Consider the following 16,710-nt stretch of genomic DNA (forward strand, 5'->3'; position numbering starts at 1 on the left):
TCATCCAGTTCATCCTTCACTGCGTGAACCAGAAAAACGGTTGACGGTATGGACCTTTATTACCCACTGTGGGCTCTATTGGTTGTAACACCGTTTTGCCGATAGTCAAGGTGACATGACGGTCAGTGTTGAAATCTGTCCGAAGTGCCCCCATCACTGCAATTGCTCAACTGACGAACCTTTCTTTCCATGCATGCAATCAGCCAGATTCGACTAACATTCAATCAGGATCGCCCGGATTCCCACGACGACGATTCAGCGGGTATTGCTGTACAGGAATCCAAGCCCGCGTTGCAGGCGCCACCGATGTACAAGGTGGTTTTGTTCAACGATGACTACACACCGATGGATTTCGTCGTCGAAGTGCTCGAGGTGTTTTTTAACCTGAATCGCGAGCTGGCGACCAAGGTCATGCTGGCCGTTCACACAGAAGGACGGGCAGTATGTGGAGTGTTTACCCGCGACATCGCCGAGACCAAGGCCATGCAGGTCAACCAGTACGCCAGGGAAAGCCAGCATCCGCTACTCTGTGAAATCGAGAAGGACGGTTAATGCCGACCACTTGGGTATGAGGTGAACTATGTTAAACCGCGAACTCGAAGTCACCCTCAATCTTGCCTTCAAGGAGGCTCGCTCGAAGCGTCATGAATTCATGACCGTCGAGCACCTGCTGCTGGCCCTATTGGATAATGAGGCTGCCGCCACCGTCCTGCGTGCCTGTGGCGCCAATCTCGATAAACTCAAGCACGATCTGCAGGAGTTCATCGACTCCACCACGCCGCTGATCCCCGTCCATGACGAGGATCGCGAAACCCAGCCGACTCTGGGCTTCCAGCGTGTCCTGCAACGTGCTGTCTTCCATGTGCAGAGTTCCGGTAAGCGTGAAGTGACGGGCGCCAACGTGCTGGTCGCGATCTTCAGCGAGCAGGAAAGCCAGGCGGTCTTCCTGCTCAAGCAGCAAAGCGTTGCACGTATCGATGTCGTCAACTACATCGCCCATGGCATCTCCAAGGTGCCCGGGCACGGCGATCACTCCGAAGGCGAGCAAGATATGCAGGACGAAGAGGGCGGTGAGTCTTCATCTTCAGGCAATCCACTGGACGCTTATGCCAGCAATCTGAACGAACTGGCGCGCCAGGGTCGTATCGATCCGCTGGTCGGGCGTGAGATGGAAGTCGAGCGCGTGGCGCAGATCCTCGCGCGTCGGCGCAAGAACAATCCGCTGCTGGTGGGTGAGGCGGGCGTGGGCAAGACGGCCATCGCCGAAGGCCTGGCCAAACGCATCGTCGACAACCAGGTGCCGGACCTGCTGGCCAACAGCGTGGTCTACTCCCTTGACCTCGGTGCACTGCTGGCCGGTACCAAATACCGCGGCGATTTCGAGAAACGCTTCAAGGCGTTGCTCGGCGAGCTGAAAAAACGTCCGCAGGCGATCCTGTTCATCGACGAAATCCACACCATCATCGGTGCGGGTGCCGCTTCCGGCGGCGTCATGGATGCCTCGAACCTGCTCAAGCCGTTGCTTTCCTCGGGTGATATCCGCTGCATCGGTTCGACCACCTTCCAGGAATTTCGTGGCATCTTCGAGAAGGACCGGGCCTTGGCGCGGCGCTTCCAGAAGGTCGACGTGTCCGAGCCTTCGGTGGAAGACACCATCGGTATCCTGCGCGGCCTGAAAGGGCGTTTCGAGCAGCACCACAATATCGAGTACAGCGACGAGGCCTTGCGCGCCGCCGCCGAACTGGCGTCGCGTTATATCAATGATCGGCACATGCCGGACAAGGCCATCGACGTGATCGACGAGGCCGGTGCCTACCAGCGCCTGCAGCCGATCGAGAAGCGGGTCAAACGCATCGAGGTGCCTCAGGTCGAGGACATCGTGGCGAAGATTGCGCGGATTCCGCCAAAACACGTCACCAGCTCCGACAAGGAACTGCTGCGTAACCTGGAGCGCGACCTGAAACTGACCGTGTTCGGTCAGGATGCGGCCATCGACTCGCTGTCGACCGCCATCAAGCTGTCCCGTGCCGGCTTGAAGTCGCCGGACAAACCGGTCGGTTCGTTCCTGTTCGCAGGTCCTACCGGCGTCGGCAAGACCGAAGCGGCGCGGCAGTTGGCCAAGGCGATGGGGATCGAGCTGGTGCGTTTCGACATGTCCGAGTACATGGAGCGCCACACCGTTTCGCGTCTGATCGGTGCGCCTCCGGGTTATGTCGGTTTCGACCAGGGCGGCCTGCTGACCGAGGCCATTACCAAGCAACCGCATTGCGTGCTGCTGCTCGATGAAATCGAGAAGGCCCACCCGGAAGTCTTCAACCTGCTGTTGCAGGTGATGGACCACGGGACCCTGACCGACAACAACGGGCGCAAGGCGGATTTCCGCAACGTGATCGTGATCATGACCACCAACGCCGGTGCCGAAACCGCGGCACGTGCGTCGATTGGCTTCACGCATCAGGACCACTCGTCCGATGCGATGGAAGTGATCAAGAAGAGCTTCACGCCAGAGTTCCGCAACCGTCTGGACACCATTATCCAGTTTGGTCGCCTCAGCCATGAGGTGATCAAGAGCGTGGTGGACAAGTTCCTTACCGAGCTTCAGGCGCAGCTGGAAGACAAACGTGTGCAGCTGGAAGTCAGCGATGCGGCACGCAGCTGGCTGGCGGAGGGGGGTTACGACGCGGCGATGGGGGCACGCCCAATGGCGCGTCTGATCCAGGACAAGATCAAGCGGCCATTGGCCGAAGAGATCCTGTTCGGCGAGTTGTCCGACCATGGCGGTGTGGTGTACATCGACATCAAGGATGGCGAGCTGACCTTCGAGTTCGAGACCACGGCTGAAATGGCTTGATGTAGGTCCCGCAAACACAACAAAGGCGCCTTCGGGCGCCTTTGTTGTTTCTGGGTCTTGAAGCGCCGCAAAATGCACACAAACAAAAACGCCCGGCAATGCCGGGCGTTTTTGTATCGACTTGCTTAGCGGGCGCGGTAGGTGATGCGCCCTTTGCTCAAGTCGTAGGGCGTCAGCTCGACGCGCACTTTGTCACCGGTGAGAATACGAATGTAGTTCTTGCGCATCTTTCCGGAGATATGCGCGGTTACGACGTGCCCATTTTCCAATTCCACACGAAACATGGTATTCGGCAGGGTGTCGACGACAGTGCCTTCCATTTCGAAGCTGTCTTCTTTCGACATGCAGTAAAGCCCTCGGTGTCCAGTGAATGGCCCGGTGCAACTGCGCCAGGCAAAAGCGGCGTGCATTGTGCCCGAAAAAGGGGGTTCACGCCAAGGGGTTAGTACCTGCCTGGGAAATACAGTTCAATTGCGCGGGGGCTGGCGACTCAACTGAGGGTGACCCAGCGCTGGTTGATCAGCAGTTCGATCGGCCGATATTGGGTCTTGTAGCTCATTTTCTTGCAGTTCTTGATCCAATAGCCGAGGTAGACCGCCTCCAGCCCCAGCCGCTGCGCTTCGCCGATCTGCCAGAGGATAGCGTAGCGCCCCAGGCTGCGACGCTCCTCAGCGGGCTCGTAGAAGGTGTAGACCGCCGACAAGCCGTTGGGCAGCAGGTCGGTCACGGCGACGGCCAGCAGGCGCCCCTCCAGGCGGAACTCGTAGAAACGTGAGAACGGCAGGTCGCGCACCAGAAAAGTGGAAAACTGGTCGCGACTGGGGGGGAACATGTCGCCATCGGCATGGCGTTGTTCGATGTAGCGTTGGTACAGGTCGAAGTATTCCTCGCTGAATCCCGGCTTGACGGCCTTGATCTTGAGCTCGGCGTTGCGTTTGAAGATACGTTTCTGCTGGCGATCGGGCTGGAACTGCGCCACGGGGATCCGCGCCGGCACGCAGGCGTTGCAGTTCTGGCAGTGGGGCCGGTACAGGTGGTCGCCGCTACGACGGAAACCCATTTCCGACAGGTCTGCGTAGACATGCACGTCCATGGGCTGGCTAGGGTCGAGGAACAGCGTGGTGGCCTGCTCTTCGGGCAGATAACTGCAAGAGTGGGGTTGAGTGGCATAAAACTTCAAGCGCGCCAGCTCGGTCATGATCGACCCTCGGAATAAGCTTTCAATTGCGTTGAATCAAGTGTAAGCCAGCCTGGGAAAAGACGCCTAGGCGCTGTGTGAAGGTTACCTGATCGAAGTAGGTCAGGGCAGCCAGGTCGCGCTATTGGGCTGGTCCAGGTGTTCGCCCAGGTAGCGGGCGAAGTCGTCGCGGGGAATGGCCCGGGCGCCGAGGCTATGCAGGTGATCGGTGGGCATCTGGCAGTCGATCAGGACGAATCCCGAGGCCTTGAGGTGCCGGACCAGGGTGGCAAAACCGAATTTCGAGGCGTTGTCGGCACGGCTGAACATGGATTCGCCGAAAAACAACTGGCCCATTGCCAGGCCGTAGAGGCCGCCCACCAACTCATCGTTGTCCCAGACCTCCACCGAGTGGGCAAAACCGCGCTCATGCAATTGCAGATAGGCGGTTTGCATGGCTTCGGTGATCCAGGTGCCGTCGGCATAGGTGCGCGGGGCGGCGCAGGCGCTGATCACGGCGGCGAAATCCCGATCGAAGGTGACCTGGTAGCGTTGCTGGCGCAACAGCTTGTTCAGGCTGCGGGAGACATGCAACTCATCGGGAAACAGCACGGTGCGCGGGTCCGGCGACCACCAGAGGATCGGCTGGCCTTCGGAAAACCAGGGAAAGCAGCCATGGCGATAGGCCTGGATCAGCCGATCGGCGGACAGATCGCCGCCGGCGGCCAGCAGGCCGTTGGGTTCGCGCATGGCCTTGGCCAGGGGCGGGAAGGTCAGGGAGTTGCGTTGTAACCAGGTCAGCATCAGTTGTCGTCCAGGAACTTCTCGGCATCCAGCGCCGCCATGCAGCCGGCACCGGCCGAGGTAATGGCCTGGCGATAGACGTGGTCGGCCACATCGCCGGCAGCGAACACTCCGGGGATTTCCGTCGCCGTGGCATTGCCTTCGCTGCCGCCCTGTACCTGCAAATAGCCGTTGTGCATGGTCAACTGACCCTCGAACAGATCGGTATTGGGCTTGTGACCGATGGCGATAAACACCCCGGCCAGTTCCAGCTCGCGGGTTTCGCCAGTGTCGCTGTGGCGCAGGCGGGCACCGGTAACGCCGCTGGCATCGCCGAGCACTTCATCGAGGTTCTCGTTCCAGTGCAGGCGGATATTGCCGTTGGCGGCTTTCTCGAACAGCTTGTCCTGGAGGATCTTCTCCGACCGCAGCTTGTCGCGGCGATGCACCAGGTGCACCTCCTTGGCGATATTGGCCAGGTACAGGGCTTCTTCGACTGCGGTATTGCCGCCGCCGACCACCGCCACCACCTGGTTGCGGTAGAAGAACCCGTCACAGGTCGCGCAGGCCGAGACACCCTTGCCGGCAAAGGCCTCCTCGGACGGCAGGCCGAGGTACTGCGCCGAGGCGCCGGTGGCGATAATCAATGCGTCGCAGGTATAGATACCGCTGTCGCCCTCCAGGATAAACGGGCGCTGCTGCAACTTGGCGGTGTGAATGTGGTCATAGACGATCTCGGTGTCGAAACGCTCGGCGTGTTTTTGCATGCGCTCCATCAGCACCGGGCCGGTCAGGCCTTCGACGTCGCCGGGCCAGTTGTCGACTTCGGTGGTGGTGGTCAATTGACCACCGGCTTGCAGGCCGGTAATGACCAAAGGCTTGAGGTTGGCGCGGGCGGCATAAACCGCTGCACTGTAACCGGCAGGGCCGGAACCCAGGATGATCAGGCGTGAATGCTTGGTTGCGCTCATAAAACACCTCATAAGCCTTTGTCACAAAAGAGAATGCGTGCTCAAATTGAACCGCGTGAAAAGTGCTGTCGGTTATGCTACACCCATGCGGTGACAGCGTGGCATCGGGCGGACAAATCCGTACAATGCCGGTTATGTAATGAAGCAGTGAATCATTTTGAAGAAATCCACCGCCACACCCTCTAAAGCAGTCGTTCCGCTCTGGCGGCAGCAGCTGCATTATCGCCTCAAGGAAGGTGCGCTGATTGCTATCGGCGCGTTGTGCCTGTTCCTGATGATGGCCTTGCTGACCTATGGCAAGGACGATCCCGGCTGGAGCCACAACAGCAAGATCGATAACGTGCAGAACTTCGGCGGTCCCGCCGGCTCCTACAGCGCCGACATCCTGTTCATGGTGCTGGGTTATTTCGCCTATGTGTTCCCCTTGTTGCTGGCGATCAAGACCTACCAGATCTTCCGTCAGCGCCACGAACCCTGGCAATGGAGCGGCTGGCTGTTTTCCTGGCGGCTGATCGGCCTGGTATTCCTGGTGCTGTCCGGGGCCGCGCTGGCCCATATCCATTTCCATCAGCCCTTCGGCCTGCCGGCAGGGGCGGGCGGTGCCCTGGGCGAAAGCCTCGGCAACCTGGCGAAAAACGCCCTGAATATCCAGGGCAGCACGCTGCTGTTCATCGCCCTGTTCCTGTTCGGCCTGACGGTGTTCACCGATCTGTCCTGGTTCAAGGTCATGGACGTCACCGGCAAGATCACCCTCGACCTCTTCGAACTGTTTCAGGGTGCGATGAATCGCTGGTGGTCGTCCCGGGTCGAGCGTAAGCAACTGGTGGCGCAACTGCGTGAGGTCGACGACCGTGTTCACGACGTGGTGGCGCCGAGCGTTCCCGACAAGCGCGAGCAGGCCAAGGTCAAGGAGCGCCTGATCGAACGCGAGCAGGCCCTCAGCAAGCACATGTCCGAGCGCGAGAAGCAGATCCCGCCAGTGATTGCCCCTGCACCGGTAAAACCTGTGCAACAGAGCAAGCGCGTGGAGAAAGAGAAACAGGCGCCGTTGTTTGTCGACAGCGCAGTGGAGGGCACCTTGCCGCCGATCTCGATCCTCGATCCGGCGGAAAAGAAGCAGCTCAACTACTCGCCGGAATCCCTGGCGGCCGTCGGCCACCTGCTGGAAATCAAGCTCAAGGAATTCGGTGTCGAAGTCTCGGTGGACTCCATCCACCCGGGCCCGGTGATTACCCGCTACGAGATTCAACCGGCGGCGGGGGTCAAGGTCAGCCGGATCTCCAACCTGGCCAAGGACCTGGCGCGTTCGCTCGCGGTCACCAGCGTTCGGGTGGTGGAAGTCATCCCCGGCAAGACCACCGTGGGTATCGAGATCCCCAACGAGGACCGCCAGATCGTGCGTTTCTCCGAAGTGCTCTCGACCCCGGAATACGACGACGCGAAATCCCCGGTCACCCTGGCCCTGGGTCACGATATCGGCGGCAAGCCGGTCATCACCGACCTGGCGAAGATGCCTCACCTGCTGGTAGCCGGTACCACCGGTTCCGGTAAGTCGGTGGGCGTGAACGCGATGATCCTGTCGATCCTGTTCAAGTCCGGCCCGGAAGACGCCAAGCTGATCATGATCGACCCGAAAATGCTCGAACTGTCGATCTACGAAGGTATTCCGCACCTGCTTTGCCCGGTGGTCACCGACATGAAGGACGCCGCCAACGCCCTGCGCTGGAGCGTCGCCGAGATGGAACGGCGCTACAAGCTGATGGCCAAGATGGGCGTACGTAACCTGTCGGGCTTCAACCACAAGGTCAAGGAAGCCCAGGACGCTGGTACGCCGCTGACCGACCCGCTGTACAACCGCGAAAGCATTCACGATGAAGCGCCGTTGCTGGTGAAACTGCCGACCATCGTCGTGGTGGTCGACGAATTCGCCGACATGATGATGATCGTCGGCAAGAAGGTCGAAGAACTGATCGCCCGGATCGCCCAGAAAGCCCGGGCCGCCGGTATCCACCTGATCCTCGCGACCCAGCGGCCGTCGGTGGACGTGATCACCGGCCTGATCAAGGCCAACATCCCGACCCGCATGGCGTTCCAGGTGTCGAGCAAGATCGACTCGCGGACCATCATCGACCAGGGCGGCGCCGAGCAATTGCTCGGTCACGGTGACATGCTCTACATGCCGCCGGGCACCAGCCTGCCGATTCGTGTGCACGGCGCCTTTGTCTCCGACGATGAGGTCCACCGCGTGGTGGAGGCCTGGAAACTGCGTGGCGCGCCGGAATACAACGACGACATCCTCAATGGCGTCGAAGAGGCCGGCAGCGGCTTCGACGGCGGCGGCAGTGGTGGCGATAGCGACGATGCCGAAACCGACGCGCTCTACGACGAAGCCGTACAGTTCGTGCTGGAAAGCCGTCGGGCCTCGATTTCCGCGGTGCAACGCAAACTGAAGATCGGCTACAACCGGGCCGCCCGCATGATCGAGTCCATGGAAATGGCCGGGGTCGTGACCGCCATGAATACCAACGGCTCGCGTGAAGTGCTCGCCCCCGGGCCGTCGCGCGACTGATCCGTGCCGCGTGGAGTCACGCGGCGCGCCCTTTCAACGAGTTCAATGAGGATTCCCATGCGTTTTATCCGCATGCTGTTGCTGCCGGTTCTGGCCCTGACCACGCTGTCGGCCCACGCCGATCCGAAGGACGTGGCGCGTTTGACCCAATTGCTCGAAAAGTCCCAGACCCTGACCGCGCGTTTCTCGCAGTTGACCCTGGACGGCGGTGGCACCCAGTTGCAGGAAACCGCTGGCGAGATGAGCCTCCAACGCCCGGGCCTGTTCTACTGGCACACCGATGCGCCGCAGGAACAGACCATGATCTCCGATGGCCAGAAAGTCACCCTCTGGGACCCGGACCTGGAACAGGTCACCATCAAGAAGCTCGACCTGCGCCTGACCCAGACCCCGGCCCTGTTGCTGTCTGGTGATGTCTCCAAGATCAGCGAAAGCTTCGATATCAGTGCCAAGGAAGCCGGCGGCGTGATCGACTTCGTCCTCAAGCCGAAAACCAAGGACACCCTGTTCGACAGCCTGCGCCTGTCGTTCCGCAATGGCCTGATCAATGACATGCAACTGGTCGACAGCGTCGGCCAGCGCACCAACCTGCTGTTCACCGGGGTCACGGCCAATGCACCCATCGACGCCGCCAAGTTCAAGTTCGTCATCCCCAAGGGTGCGGACGTGATCCAGGAATAAGAGGTTTCAGACGCCCGCCATGGACCTGTTCAGCCGTGCCCCGATTGCCCAGCCACTGGCCGCCCGTTTACGCGCGACCAACCTGGATGAGTACGTCGGCCAGGAGCACCTGCTGGCTCGTGGCAAGCCGTTGCGCGAAGCCCTGGAGCAGGGCGCGCTGCATTCGATGATCTTCTGGGGCCCGCCGGGCGTGGGCAAGACCACCCTGGCGCGGCTGCTGGCGGAAGTCTCGGACGCCCACTTCGAAACCGTCTCGGCGGTGCTGGCCGGGGTCAAGGAGATCCGTCAGGCGGTGGAAATCGCCAAGCAGCAGGCCGGGCAGTACGGCAAGCGCACCATCCTGTTCGTCGACGAAGTGCACCGCTTCAACAAGTCCCAGCAGGATGCGTTCCTGCCCTATGTGGAAGATGGCACGCTGATCTTTATCGGTGCCACCACCGAAAACCCCTCGTTCGAACTGAACAACGCCTTGCTCTCCCGCGCGCGGGTCTATGTGCTGAAAAGCCTCGACGAAGCGGCGCTGAACAAGCTGGTGCAGCGCGCCCTGAGCGAAGAGCGCGGCCTCGGCAAGCGCCAGCTGAGCCTGGGCGAGGAAGGCTTCAAGATGCTGCTGTCGGCGGCCGATGGCGATGGCCGGCGGCTGCTCAACCTGCTGGAAAACGCCTCGGACCTGGCCGAAGACGGTGAAGAGATCGGCGTCGAGCTGCTGCAAAGCCTGCTGGGCGATACCCGTCGGCGTTTCGACAAGGGCGGCGAGGCGTTCTACGACCAGATTTCCGCCTTGCACAAATCGGTGCGCGGCTCCAATCCCGATGGTGCCCTGTACTGGTTTGCGCGCATGCTTGATGGCGGTTGCGACCCGCTTTACCTGGCCCGCCGGGTGGTGCGCATGGCCAGCGAAGATATCGGCAACGCCGATCCACGGGCCTTGAGCCTGTGCCTGGCGGCCTGGGATGTGCAGGAACGTCTCGGCAGCCCGGAAGGCGAATTGGCGGTGGCCCAGGCCATCACCTACCTGGCTTGCGCACCGAAAAGCAACGCCGTCTACATGGGCTTCAAGGCCGCCATGCGCAGCGCCGCCGAACATGGCTCGCTGGAAGTGCCGCTGCACTTGCGCAACGCACCGACCAAGCTGATGAAACAACTGGGCTACGGTGATGAATACCGCTACGCCCATGACGAACCCGACGCCTACGCGGCGGGTGAGGACTATTTCCCCGAAGAACTGGAGCCCCAGCCCTTCTACCAGCCGGTGCCACGCGGGCTGGAATTGAAGATCGGCGAAAAGCTCAACCACCTCGCAGCCCTTGACCGCAACAGCCCGAAACAACGGAGAAAGCCTTGATCCGCACCGTCCTTGCCGTCTCCTTCGCCGGCATTATCGGCACCCTGGTGCGCTTCGCCACCGGCAACCTGATCAACGCCAATTGGCCGCGGCACTTCTATACCGCGACATTGGCCGTTAATATCGTGGGCTGCCTGGTGATTGGCGTGCTCTACGGTCTGTTTTTGCTGCGCCCCGAGGTGCCGATTGAGATCCGCGCCGGCTTGATCGTGGGATTTGTCGGCGGCCTGACCACATTTTCATCCTTTTCACTGGATACGGTGCGCCTGCTGGAAAGCGGGCAGGTGCTTATTGCCCTGGGCTATGCGGCCCTCAGCGTATTCGGCGGGCTGCTCGCGACCTGGGCCGGCCTGTCCTTGACCAAACTCTGATAACGAGAAACCGACATGCTCGATTCCAAACTGTTACGTAGCAACCTTCAGGACGTAGCGGATCGCCTGGCCTCCCGTGGCTTCAGCCTCGATGTCGCCCGCATCGAAGCGCTGGAAAACCAGCGCAAGGTGGTGCAGACCCGCACCGAACAATTGCAGGCCGAGCGCAATGCGGTTTCCAAGAGCATCGGTCAGGCCAAGCAGCGCGGCGAAGACATCGCGCCGTTGATGGCCAGTGTCGAGACCATGGGCTCCGAGCTGAGCGAAGGCAAGGTCGCGCTGGACGCGATCCAGGCCGATCTGGACTCGATCCTGCTGAGCCTGCCGAACCTGCCCGATGAGTCCGTGCCGGTCGGCGCCGACGAAGAAGGCAACGTCGAAGTGCGCCGCTGGGGCACGCCGACCGCTTTCGACTTCCCGATCCAGGACCACGTTGCCCTGGGTGAGAAGTTCGGCTGGCTGGACTTTGAAACCGCCGCCAAGCTGTCCGGCGCCCGTTTCGCCCTGCTGCGCGGTCCGATTGCCCGCCTGCACCGCGCCTTGGCGCAGTTCATGATCAACCTGCATATCACCGAGCACGGCTACGAAGAGGCCTACACGCCTTATCTGGTCCAGGCCCCGGCCCTGCAGGGCACCGGCCAGTTGCCGAAGTTCGAGGAAGACCTGTTCAAGATCAGCCGCGAAGGCGAGGCCGACCTGTACCTGATCCCGACCGCCGAAGTGTCGTTGACCAATATCGTTTCCGGCGAAATCGTCGACTCGAAACTGCTGCCGCTGAAGTTCGTCGCCCACACCCCGTGCTTCCGCAGTGAAGCCGGTGCGTCGGGTCGTGACACCCGCGGCATGATCCGCCAGCACCAGTTCGACAAGGTCGAGATGGTCCAGATCGTCGAGCCGTCGACCTCCATGCAAGCCCTGGAAGGCCTGACCGCCAACGCGGAGAAGGTCCTGCAACTGCTGGAGCTGCCGTACCGCGTTCTGGCACTGTGCACTGGCGACATGGGTTTCAGCGCCGTGAAGACCTACGACCTGGAAGTCTGGGTGCCGAGCCAGGACAAATACCGTGAAATCTCGTCGTGTTCCAACTGCGGCGATTTCCAGGCCCGTCGCATGCAGGCGCGTTTCCGCAACCCGGAAACCGGCAAGCCCGAGCTGGTACACACCCTGAACGGTTCCGGCCTGGCCGTGGGCCGTACGCTGGTGGCGGTGCTGGAAAACTACCAGCAGGCCGACGGTTCGATCCGTGTACCGGAAGTGCTCAAGCCCTACATGGGCGGCATCGAGGTCATCGGCTAAATGGAATTTCTGCCGCTGTTCCACAACCTGCGCGGCCGCCGTGTGCTGGTGGTCGGCGGGGGGGAGATTGCCTTGCGCAAATCCCGCCTGCTGGCCGATGCCGGCGCGGTGCTGCGGGTGGTCGCGCCCGAGGTCGAGGGCCAGCTGCGCGAGCTGGTCAGTGGCAGCGGCGGTGAGTTGCTGTTGCGTGGTTACCTTGAGTCCGACCTCGACGGTTGCGGGCTGATCATTGCCGCCACTGACGACGAGCCGCTCAATGCCCAGGTCTCGGCGGATGCCCATCGGCGCTGCGTGCCGGTCAATGTGGTGGATGCGCCGGCCTTGTGCAGCGTGATCTTCCCGGCGATTGTCGATCGTTCGCCGTTGATTATCGCGGTGTCCAGTGGCGGCGATGCGCCGGTGCTGGCGCGCTTGATCCGGGCCAAGCTGGAAACCTGGATTCCTTCGACCTACGGCCAGTTGGCCGGTTTGGCGGCGCGTTTCCGGACCCAGGTCAAAGGCCTGTTTCCGGCTGTGCAGCAGCGCCGGGCGTTCTGGGAAGAAGTGTTCCAGGGCCCGATTGCCGACCGGCAACTGGCCGGGCAGGGCGCTGAAGCCGAGCGCCTGCTGCTGGAGAAGATCAACGGTGCGCCGCCGAATGCGCCGGGTGAGGTGTATCTGGTGGGGGCGGGGCCGGGTGATCCGGACCTGCTGACCTTCCGTGCCTTGCGCTTGATGCAGCAAGCGGACGTGGTGCTGTATGACCGTCTGGTGGCGCCGGCGATTCTGGAGCTGTGCCGCCGTGATGCGGACCGGATCTATGTCGGCAAGCGTCGCGCCGATCACGCCGTGCCTCAGGATCAGATCAACCAACAGTTGGTGGATCTGGCGAAACAGGGCAAGCGAGTGCTGCGTTTGAAGGGCGGCGATCCGTTTATCTTCGGCCGTGGCGGCGAAGAGATCGAGGAACTGGCGGCCCAGGGTATTCCGTTCCAGGTGGTGCCGGGGATCACGGCGGCCAGCGGTTGTTCGGCGTATGCCGGGATTCCGTTGACCCATCGCGATTACGCTCAGTCGGTGCGGTTTGTTACCGGGCATTTGAAGGATGGCTCCACGGACCTGCCCTGGGTGGATCTGGTGGCGCCGGGTCAGACGTTGGTGTTCTACATGGGGTTGGTTGGCTTGCCGGTGATCTGTGAGCAGTTGATTGCCCATGGGCGTTCGGCGCAGACCCCGGCGGCGTTGATCCAGCAGGGCACTACGTCGAATCAGCGGGTGTTTACCGGGACTTTGGCCAACTTGCCGCAGCTGGTGGCGGAACATGAAGTACATGCGCCGACGCTGGTGATTGTCGGAGAGGTCGTCCAGCTTCGCGAGAAACTGGCCTGGTTCGAAGGCGCGCAATCCCAGGTTTGATCGAGTCTCTGTGGCGAGCGGGCTTGCCCGCGCTCGGCTGCGAAGCAGTCGCAAAACCGGTCATCTCGGTCTACCTGACAAACCGGGTTCACCGATTTTAGGGGCGCTTCGCGCCCCAGCGCGGGCAAGCCCGCTCGCCACAGGACCGTGTTCGGCTTCAAATATCCCTAACTGAACGAAACCGTTCGCCACTCAGGCGCCCATCACCCCACGCCCCGCCAACCGCTCGCGATCATGCTTGGCCATAAAATCCTGCTGCGGCCCCTTCGGCACGATCCCCGTCGGATTGATGGTCCGGTGACTGGCGTAGTAATGCCCCTTGATATGGGCAAAATCCACCGTCTCGGCCACGCCCGGCCATTGATACAGCTCCCGCAGCCAGTTCGACAGGTTCGGATAATCGGCAATCCGCCGCAGATTGCATTTGAAGTGGCCGTAGTACACCGCGTCAAAACGAATCAGCGTGGTGAACAGCCTTACATCCGCTTCCGTCAGGTATTCCCCGGCCAGATAACGGTTCTCCGCCAGATGCTGCTCCAACTGTTCCAACCCGCCGAACACATCATCAAAGGCCGCTTCATAAGCCGCCTGTGAAGTGGCAAATCCAGCCCGATAAACACCGTTGTTCACTGCCGGATAGATACGCTCGTTCCAGCTGTCGATCTGCGGGTGCAAGGCTTCGGGATAGAAATCCAGCTGATTGCCGGTCAGCCCATTGAACGCGCTGTTGAACATCCGGATGATTTCCGACGACTCATTGCTGACGATGCGCTGCAACTGCTTGTCCCACAGCACCGGCACGGTGACGCGGCCGGTGTAGTCGGCGGTATCGGCGGTATAGCGCTGGTGCATGAAGGCGTGGTTATCGAGCTTGTCGCCGCTGGAGCCATGGGCCTTGTCGAAGGTCCAGCCATTTTCCAGCATCAGCCAACTGACCACCGACACATCGATCAGGCTTTCCAGGCCCTTGAGCTTGCGCAGGATCAGGGTACGGTGGGCCCAGGGACAGGCCAGGGAGACATAGAGGTGATAACGTCCGGCTTCGGCCTTGAAACCGCCTTCGCCGCTGGGGCCGGGCCTGCCGTCGGCGGTCAGCCAATGGCGGCGCTGCGCCTGTTCGCGCTGGAACGCGCCGTCTTTGCTGCTTTCGTACCACTGGTCATGCCAGCGGCCGTCGATCAAAAGGCCCATCGGAAACTCCTCGGCAAGTGTGCATTGGAGTTCAGTCTAAAGGCCTTCGTTCGAAAAAATAGCGCAAACCCTGGGGGTTAATGATCGATCAGATCGATCTATCCCGAGCATCCCAGTAACGGCGGGCCTGTTCGAAGGCCTGTTCGCGCGGTGTGCCAAGACCGCGCAGGGCCAGGGCCATGGTGGAGATCAGGGCCAGTTGCGGATAGCTGTCCTCGACGTCGCCGCGCCAGACTGCCTTGAGGTGTTCGGGCTCCAGGGTCGCCGGTTTCACATGGCGTTGCTCGGACAGCGCCGGCCATTCCTCATCCCAGCTTTCGCCGCCGGTGGTGCCGTAGAGATGGCTGCTGCTGTCCGGGTTGACCTCGATTTCGCCGCCGTCACCCTTGATCACGATCACCGTGTCGCTCAGCAACCCGCTGGCATCGCGGTGCACCGCCTGGTAGCCGGGGTGGAAGATGCTTTGCAGGCCACAGCGGGCGCCCAGCGGGTTGAGCAATCGCGCCAGGGAATGGATCGGCGAACGCAGGCCGAGGATGTTGCGCAGGTCGATCATCCGCTGCAAAGGCGCGGCCCAGTCGCCCAGGGGCATAAAGGCGATATTGCCCTGGCCGATCGCCTGCTCGACGGCCGGCCAGTCGCGGCACAATGGAATCTGCAGCGTCTCGAGCAACTGTTCGGTGTAGAGACGGCCCGCAGTATGGGCGCCGCCGCCGTGCATAAAGATCTTGATGCCATTCTGTGCCAGGCACTTGGCAGCCAGCAGGTACCAAGGTAGATGACGCTTCTTGCCGGCGTAGCTTGGCCAGTCCAGGTCGATCGCCAGCTTGGGTGCTTGCAAACGCTCGCGCAGGGCTTCAGTGAAACCGGCCAGCTCCTCCGGGCTTTCTTCCTTGTGGCGCAACAGCATCAGGAAGGCACCGAGCTGGGTGTCCTCGACCTTGCCGTCCAGCAGCATGCCCATGGCCTCGCGGGCTTCTTCGCGGGTCAGGTTGCGGGCGCCACGCTTGCCCTTGCCGAGGATGCGGACGAACTGGGCGAACGGGTGCTCGGCGGGCGTTTCGATAATCAACGGCGTGTACTCGGTCATAAGCAGTTCGTCGGTTTGGGCAGGCCCGCCAGCTTGGCGGCGAGTTTGGCGGGAGTGCCTTTGAACAAGCGGTTGAGGTGCAGGCTGTTGCCCTTGTCGGTGCCCAGCTTCAAGGCGGTGTACTTGATCAGCGGGCGGGTCGCGGGGGAGAGGTCGAACTCGCGGTAGAAACCCCGCAGCAGTTCAAGAATTTCCCAGTGCTCGGGGCTCAGCTCCAGCTCCTCGCGCGTGGCCAGGGCGGCCGCGACTTCCGGCGACCAGTCGCTCAGCTCCACCAGGTAGCCGTCCTTGTCCAGGGCGATGGACTGCCCGTTCACCGTCAACGTGTTCATAGCCAGGTATTGACCTTGTCGTAGCGGATCGACAGTTCGACAAATGCCGGGTAGTCGACGCTGGTGGCCCAGGTCGGGCACTCCAGGCCACGGGCTTGCAGGTCTTCGTCGAGCAGGAACAGGCGCAGGTCTTCGCTGCGTTCTTCCAGCGCTTCAAGCGGCAGGCTGCGCGGTTGCACGGCATGCACCGCGTCGCCGCAGAGCAGTAGCGCATCCTCGCTGCCCAGCAGGCGCAGGCAACTGCCCAGGCGACTGTCGGTAAAAGGGGAGTGGGACAACACATGCAAGGTCGACATCAGAGGGTGATCACCTGGTCATAACGGTTAACAAGCGCACTGAGCTCTTCAGCCGTGAGCACCTCAAGGTCTTCGCCGGCGACCTGGGTCGGGAAAATCCCCCGGTCGGCCAGGCTGTCGGCGCAGGCGTACAGCTCGTCGATACCGAACAGCGACAGGGCCTGGAGGTTGGCGGTCAGGTCTTTCTGCTGCAGGGCCTTGGCGTTCTGTCCGGGCATCAACTGGAACACGCCGTCGTCCATGAACAGCAGGCCGATGGGCAGATCGAAGGCGCCGCCGGCCAGCACGATATCCAGTGCTTCACGGGCGGCCGGGCCGGACCAGGGCGCCTGGCGGCTGATAATCAACAGGGACTTGGGCAT

Annotated in this window: 17 protein-coding genes; 8 read left to right on the plus strand and 9 right to left on the minus strand. The window is 61.7% G+C overall.

Features of this window, described 5'->3' with window-relative positions:
* The first annotated feature begins 189 nt into the window (after window positions 1–189).
* Both clpS and clpA read left to right on the plus strand, forming a co-directional pair.
* The gene (gene clpS / locus CWE01_RS08485; protein WP_040069302.1) at window positions 190–552 is read left to right on the plus strand and encodes an ATP-dependent Clp protease adapter ClpS; all 363 of its coding nucleotides are present in this window, start codon (window positions 190–192) and stop codon (window positions 550–552) included.
* Window positions 553–580: 28 nt separating this feature from the next.
* Window positions 581–2,851 carry an ATP-dependent Clp protease ATP-binding subunit ClpA gene (gene clpA / locus CWE01_RS08490; RefSeq protein ID WP_100940088.1) on the plus strand — a complete coding sequence of 757 codons (2,271 nt, stop codon included), beginning with the start codon at window positions 581–583 and terminating at the stop codon, window positions 2,849–2,851.
* A 125-nt stretch (window positions 2,852–2,976) separates the two neighbouring features.
* On the opposite strand, the gene infA is transcribed toward clpA, so the two are convergent.
* From infA to trxB, 4 genes are all read right to left on the minus strand, one after another.
* A complete protein-coding gene (gene infA / locus CWE01_RS08495; protein WP_002553999.1) occupies window positions 2,977–3,195 on the minus strand; it encodes a translation initiation factor IF-1 in 219 nt (72 codons plus the stop codon).
* 146 nt (window positions 3,196–3,341) lie between these two features.
* Entirely contained in the window at window positions 3,342–4,049 is a 708-nt protein-coding gene (locus tag CWE01_RS08500) for an arginyltransferase (protein ID WP_100940089.1), read from the minus strand.
* A gap of 102 nt (window positions 4,050–4,151) precedes the next feature.
* Window positions 4,152–4,832: a leucyl/phenylalanyl-tRNA--protein transferase gene (gene aat, locus CWE01_RS08505; RefSeq protein ID WP_100940090.1), complete on the minus strand. Its 681-nt coding sequence runs from the start codon at window positions 4,830–4,832 to the stop codon at window positions 4,152–4,154.
* Window positions 4,832–5,782, minus strand: coding sequence for a thioredoxin-disulfide reductase (gene trxB / locus CWE01_RS08510; protein ID WP_100940091.1), 951 nt, complete (start codon window positions 5,780–5,782; stop codon window positions 4,832–4,834). Before trxB ends, aat begins: the two co-directional genes overlap by 1 nt.
* Before the next feature lie 157 nt (window positions 5,783–5,939).
* Here trxB and CWE01_RS08515 point away from each other — a divergent pair, with 157 nt between their 5' ends.
* Genes CWE01_RS08515 through cysG form a run of 6 tightly spaced genes read left to right on the plus strand, consistent with a single transcriptional unit; the run spans window position 5,940 to window position 13,439 of the window.
* Entirely contained in the window at window positions 5,940–8,351 is a 2,412-nt protein-coding gene (locus CWE01_RS08515; RefSeq protein ID WP_100940092.1) for a DNA translocase FtsK, read from the plus strand.
* Between the two features lie 57 nt (window positions 8,352–8,408).
* Window positions 8,409–9,032 (plus strand): outer membrane lipoprotein chaperone LolA, encoded by a 624-nt coding sequence (gene lolA, locus CWE01_RS08520; RefSeq protein WP_100940093.1) that lies wholly within the window; start codon window positions 8,409–8,411, stop codon window positions 9,030–9,032.
* A 19-nt stretch (window positions 9,033–9,051) separates the two neighbouring features.
* Window positions 9,052–10,377 carry a replication-associated recombination protein A gene (locus tag CWE01_RS08525; protein ID WP_100940094.1) on the plus strand — a complete coding sequence of 442 codons (1,326 nt, stop codon included), beginning with the start codon at window positions 9,052–9,054 and terminating at the stop codon, window positions 10,375–10,377.
* Window positions 10,374–10,748: a fluoride efflux transporter CrcB gene (gene crcB, locus CWE01_RS08530; RefSeq protein ID WP_100940095.1), complete on the plus strand. Its 375-nt coding sequence runs from the start codon at window positions 10,374–10,376 to the stop codon at window positions 10,746–10,748. Before CWE01_RS08525 ends, crcB begins: the two co-directional genes overlap by 4 nt.
* A gap of 15 nt (window positions 10,749–10,763) precedes the next feature.
* On the plus strand, window positions 10,764–12,044 hold the full coding sequence (gene serS, locus CWE01_RS08535) for a serine--tRNA ligase (protein ID WP_100940096.1): 1,281 nt from the start codon (window positions 10,764–10,766) through the stop codon (window positions 12,042–12,044).
* The gene (cysG, locus tag CWE01_RS08540; RefSeq protein WP_100940097.1) at window positions 12,045–13,439 is read left to right on the plus strand and encodes a siroheme synthase CysG; all 1,395 of its coding nucleotides are present in this window, start codon (window positions 12,045–12,047) and stop codon (window positions 13,437–13,439) included.
* Between the two features lie 192 nt (window positions 13,440–13,631).
* On the opposite strand, the gene CWE01_RS08545 is transcribed toward cysG, so the two are convergent.
* From CWE01_RS08545 to tusC, 5 genes are all read right to left on the minus strand, one after another.
* Entirely contained in the window at window positions 13,632–14,630 is a 999-nt protein-coding gene (locus tag CWE01_RS08545; RefSeq protein WP_100940098.1) for a glutathione S-transferase family protein, read from the minus strand.
* An 88-nt stretch (window positions 14,631–14,718) separates the two neighbouring features.
* Complete coding sequence (locus CWE01_RS08550; protein WP_100940099.1) at window positions 14,719–15,720, minus strand: glycosyl transferase family protein; 1,002 nt, start codon at window positions 15,718–15,720, stop codon at window positions 14,719–14,721.
* A complete protein-coding gene (locus CWE01_RS08555; protein ID WP_100940100.1) occupies window positions 15,717–16,052 on the minus strand; it encodes a TusE/DsrC/DsvC family sulfur relay protein in 336 nt (111 codons plus the stop codon). The genes CWE01_RS08550 and CWE01_RS08555 overlap by 4 nt, the downstream gene beginning before the upstream one ends.
* Window positions 16,049–16,348: a sulfurtransferase complex subunit TusB gene (tusB, locus tag CWE01_RS08560; protein WP_100940101.1), complete on the minus strand. Its 300-nt coding sequence runs from the start codon at window positions 16,346–16,348 to the stop codon at window positions 16,049–16,051. The genes CWE01_RS08555 and tusB overlap by 4 nt, the downstream gene beginning before the upstream one ends.
* Entirely contained in the window at window positions 16,348–16,710 is a 363-nt protein-coding gene (gene tusC / locus CWE01_RS08565) for a sulfurtransferase complex subunit TusC (RefSeq protein WP_100940102.1), read from the minus strand. Before tusC ends, tusB begins: the two co-directional genes overlap by 1 nt.

The sequence above is a fragment of the Pseudomonas sp. QS1027 genome (assembly GCF_002814235.1).
Lineage (GTDB): Bacteria > Pseudomonadota > Gammaproteobacteria > Pseudomonadales > Pseudomonadaceae > Aquipseudomonas.

Excerpts from the sequence above, each read along its gene's own strand:
- CWE01_RS08550 (WP_100940099.1), bottom strand. The coding sequence starts at position 15,720 with ATGACCGAGTACACGCCGTTGATTATCGAAACGCCCGCCGAGCACCCG.
- CWE01_RS08525 (WP_100940094.1), top strand. The coding sequence starts at position 9,052 with ATGGACCTGTTCAGCCGTGCCCCGATTGCCCAGCCACTGGCCGCCCGT.
- infA (WP_002553999.1), bottom strand. The coding sequence starts at position 3,195 with ATGTCGAAAGAAGACAGCTTCGAAATGGAAGGCACTGTCGTCGACACC.
- serS (WP_100940096.1), top strand. The coding sequence starts at position 10,764 with ATGCTCGATTCCAAACTGTTACGTAGCAACCTTCAGGACGTAGCGGAT.
- aat (WP_100940090.1), bottom strand. The coding sequence starts at position 4,832 with ATGCTGACCTGGTTACAACGCAACTCCCTGACCTTCCCGCCCCTGGCC.
- CWE01_RS08545 (WP_100940098.1), bottom strand. The coding sequence starts at position 14,630 with ATGGGCCTTTTGATCGACGGCCGCTGGCATGACCAGTGGTACGAAAGC.
- lolA (WP_100940093.1), top strand. The coding sequence starts at position 8,409 with ATGCGTTTTATCCGCATGCTGTTGCTGCCGGTTCTGGCCCTGACCACG.
- CWE01_RS08555 (WP_100940100.1), bottom strand. The coding sequence starts at position 16,052 with ATGAACACGTTGACGGTGAACGGGCAGTCCATCGCCCTGGACAAGGAC.
- CWE01_RS08500 (WP_100940089.1), bottom strand. The coding sequence starts at position 4,049 with ATGACCGAGCTGGCGCGCTTGAAGTTTTATGCCACTCAACCCCACTCT.
- trxB (WP_100940091.1), bottom strand. The coding sequence starts at position 5,782 with ATGAGCGCAACCAAGCATTCACGCCTGATCATCCTGGGTTCCGGCCCT.
- clpS (WP_040069302.1), top strand. The coding sequence starts at position 190 with ATGCATGCAATCAGCCAGATTCGACTAACATTCAATCAGGATCGCCCG.
- tusC (WP_100940102.1), bottom strand. The coding sequence starts at position 16,710 with ATGCCCAAGTCCCTGTTGATTATCAGCCGCCAGGCGCCCTGGTCCGGC.
- clpA (WP_100940088.1), top strand. The coding sequence starts at position 581 with ATGTTAAACCGCGAACTCGAAGTCACCCTCAATCTTGCCTTCAAGGAG.
- cysG (WP_100940097.1), top strand. The coding sequence starts at position 12,045 with ATGGAATTTCTGCCGCTGTTCCACAACCTGCGCGGCCGCCGTGTGCTG.
- tusB (WP_100940101.1), bottom strand. The coding sequence starts at position 16,348 with ATGTCGACCTTGCATGTGTTGTCCCACTCCCCTTTTACCGACAGTCGC.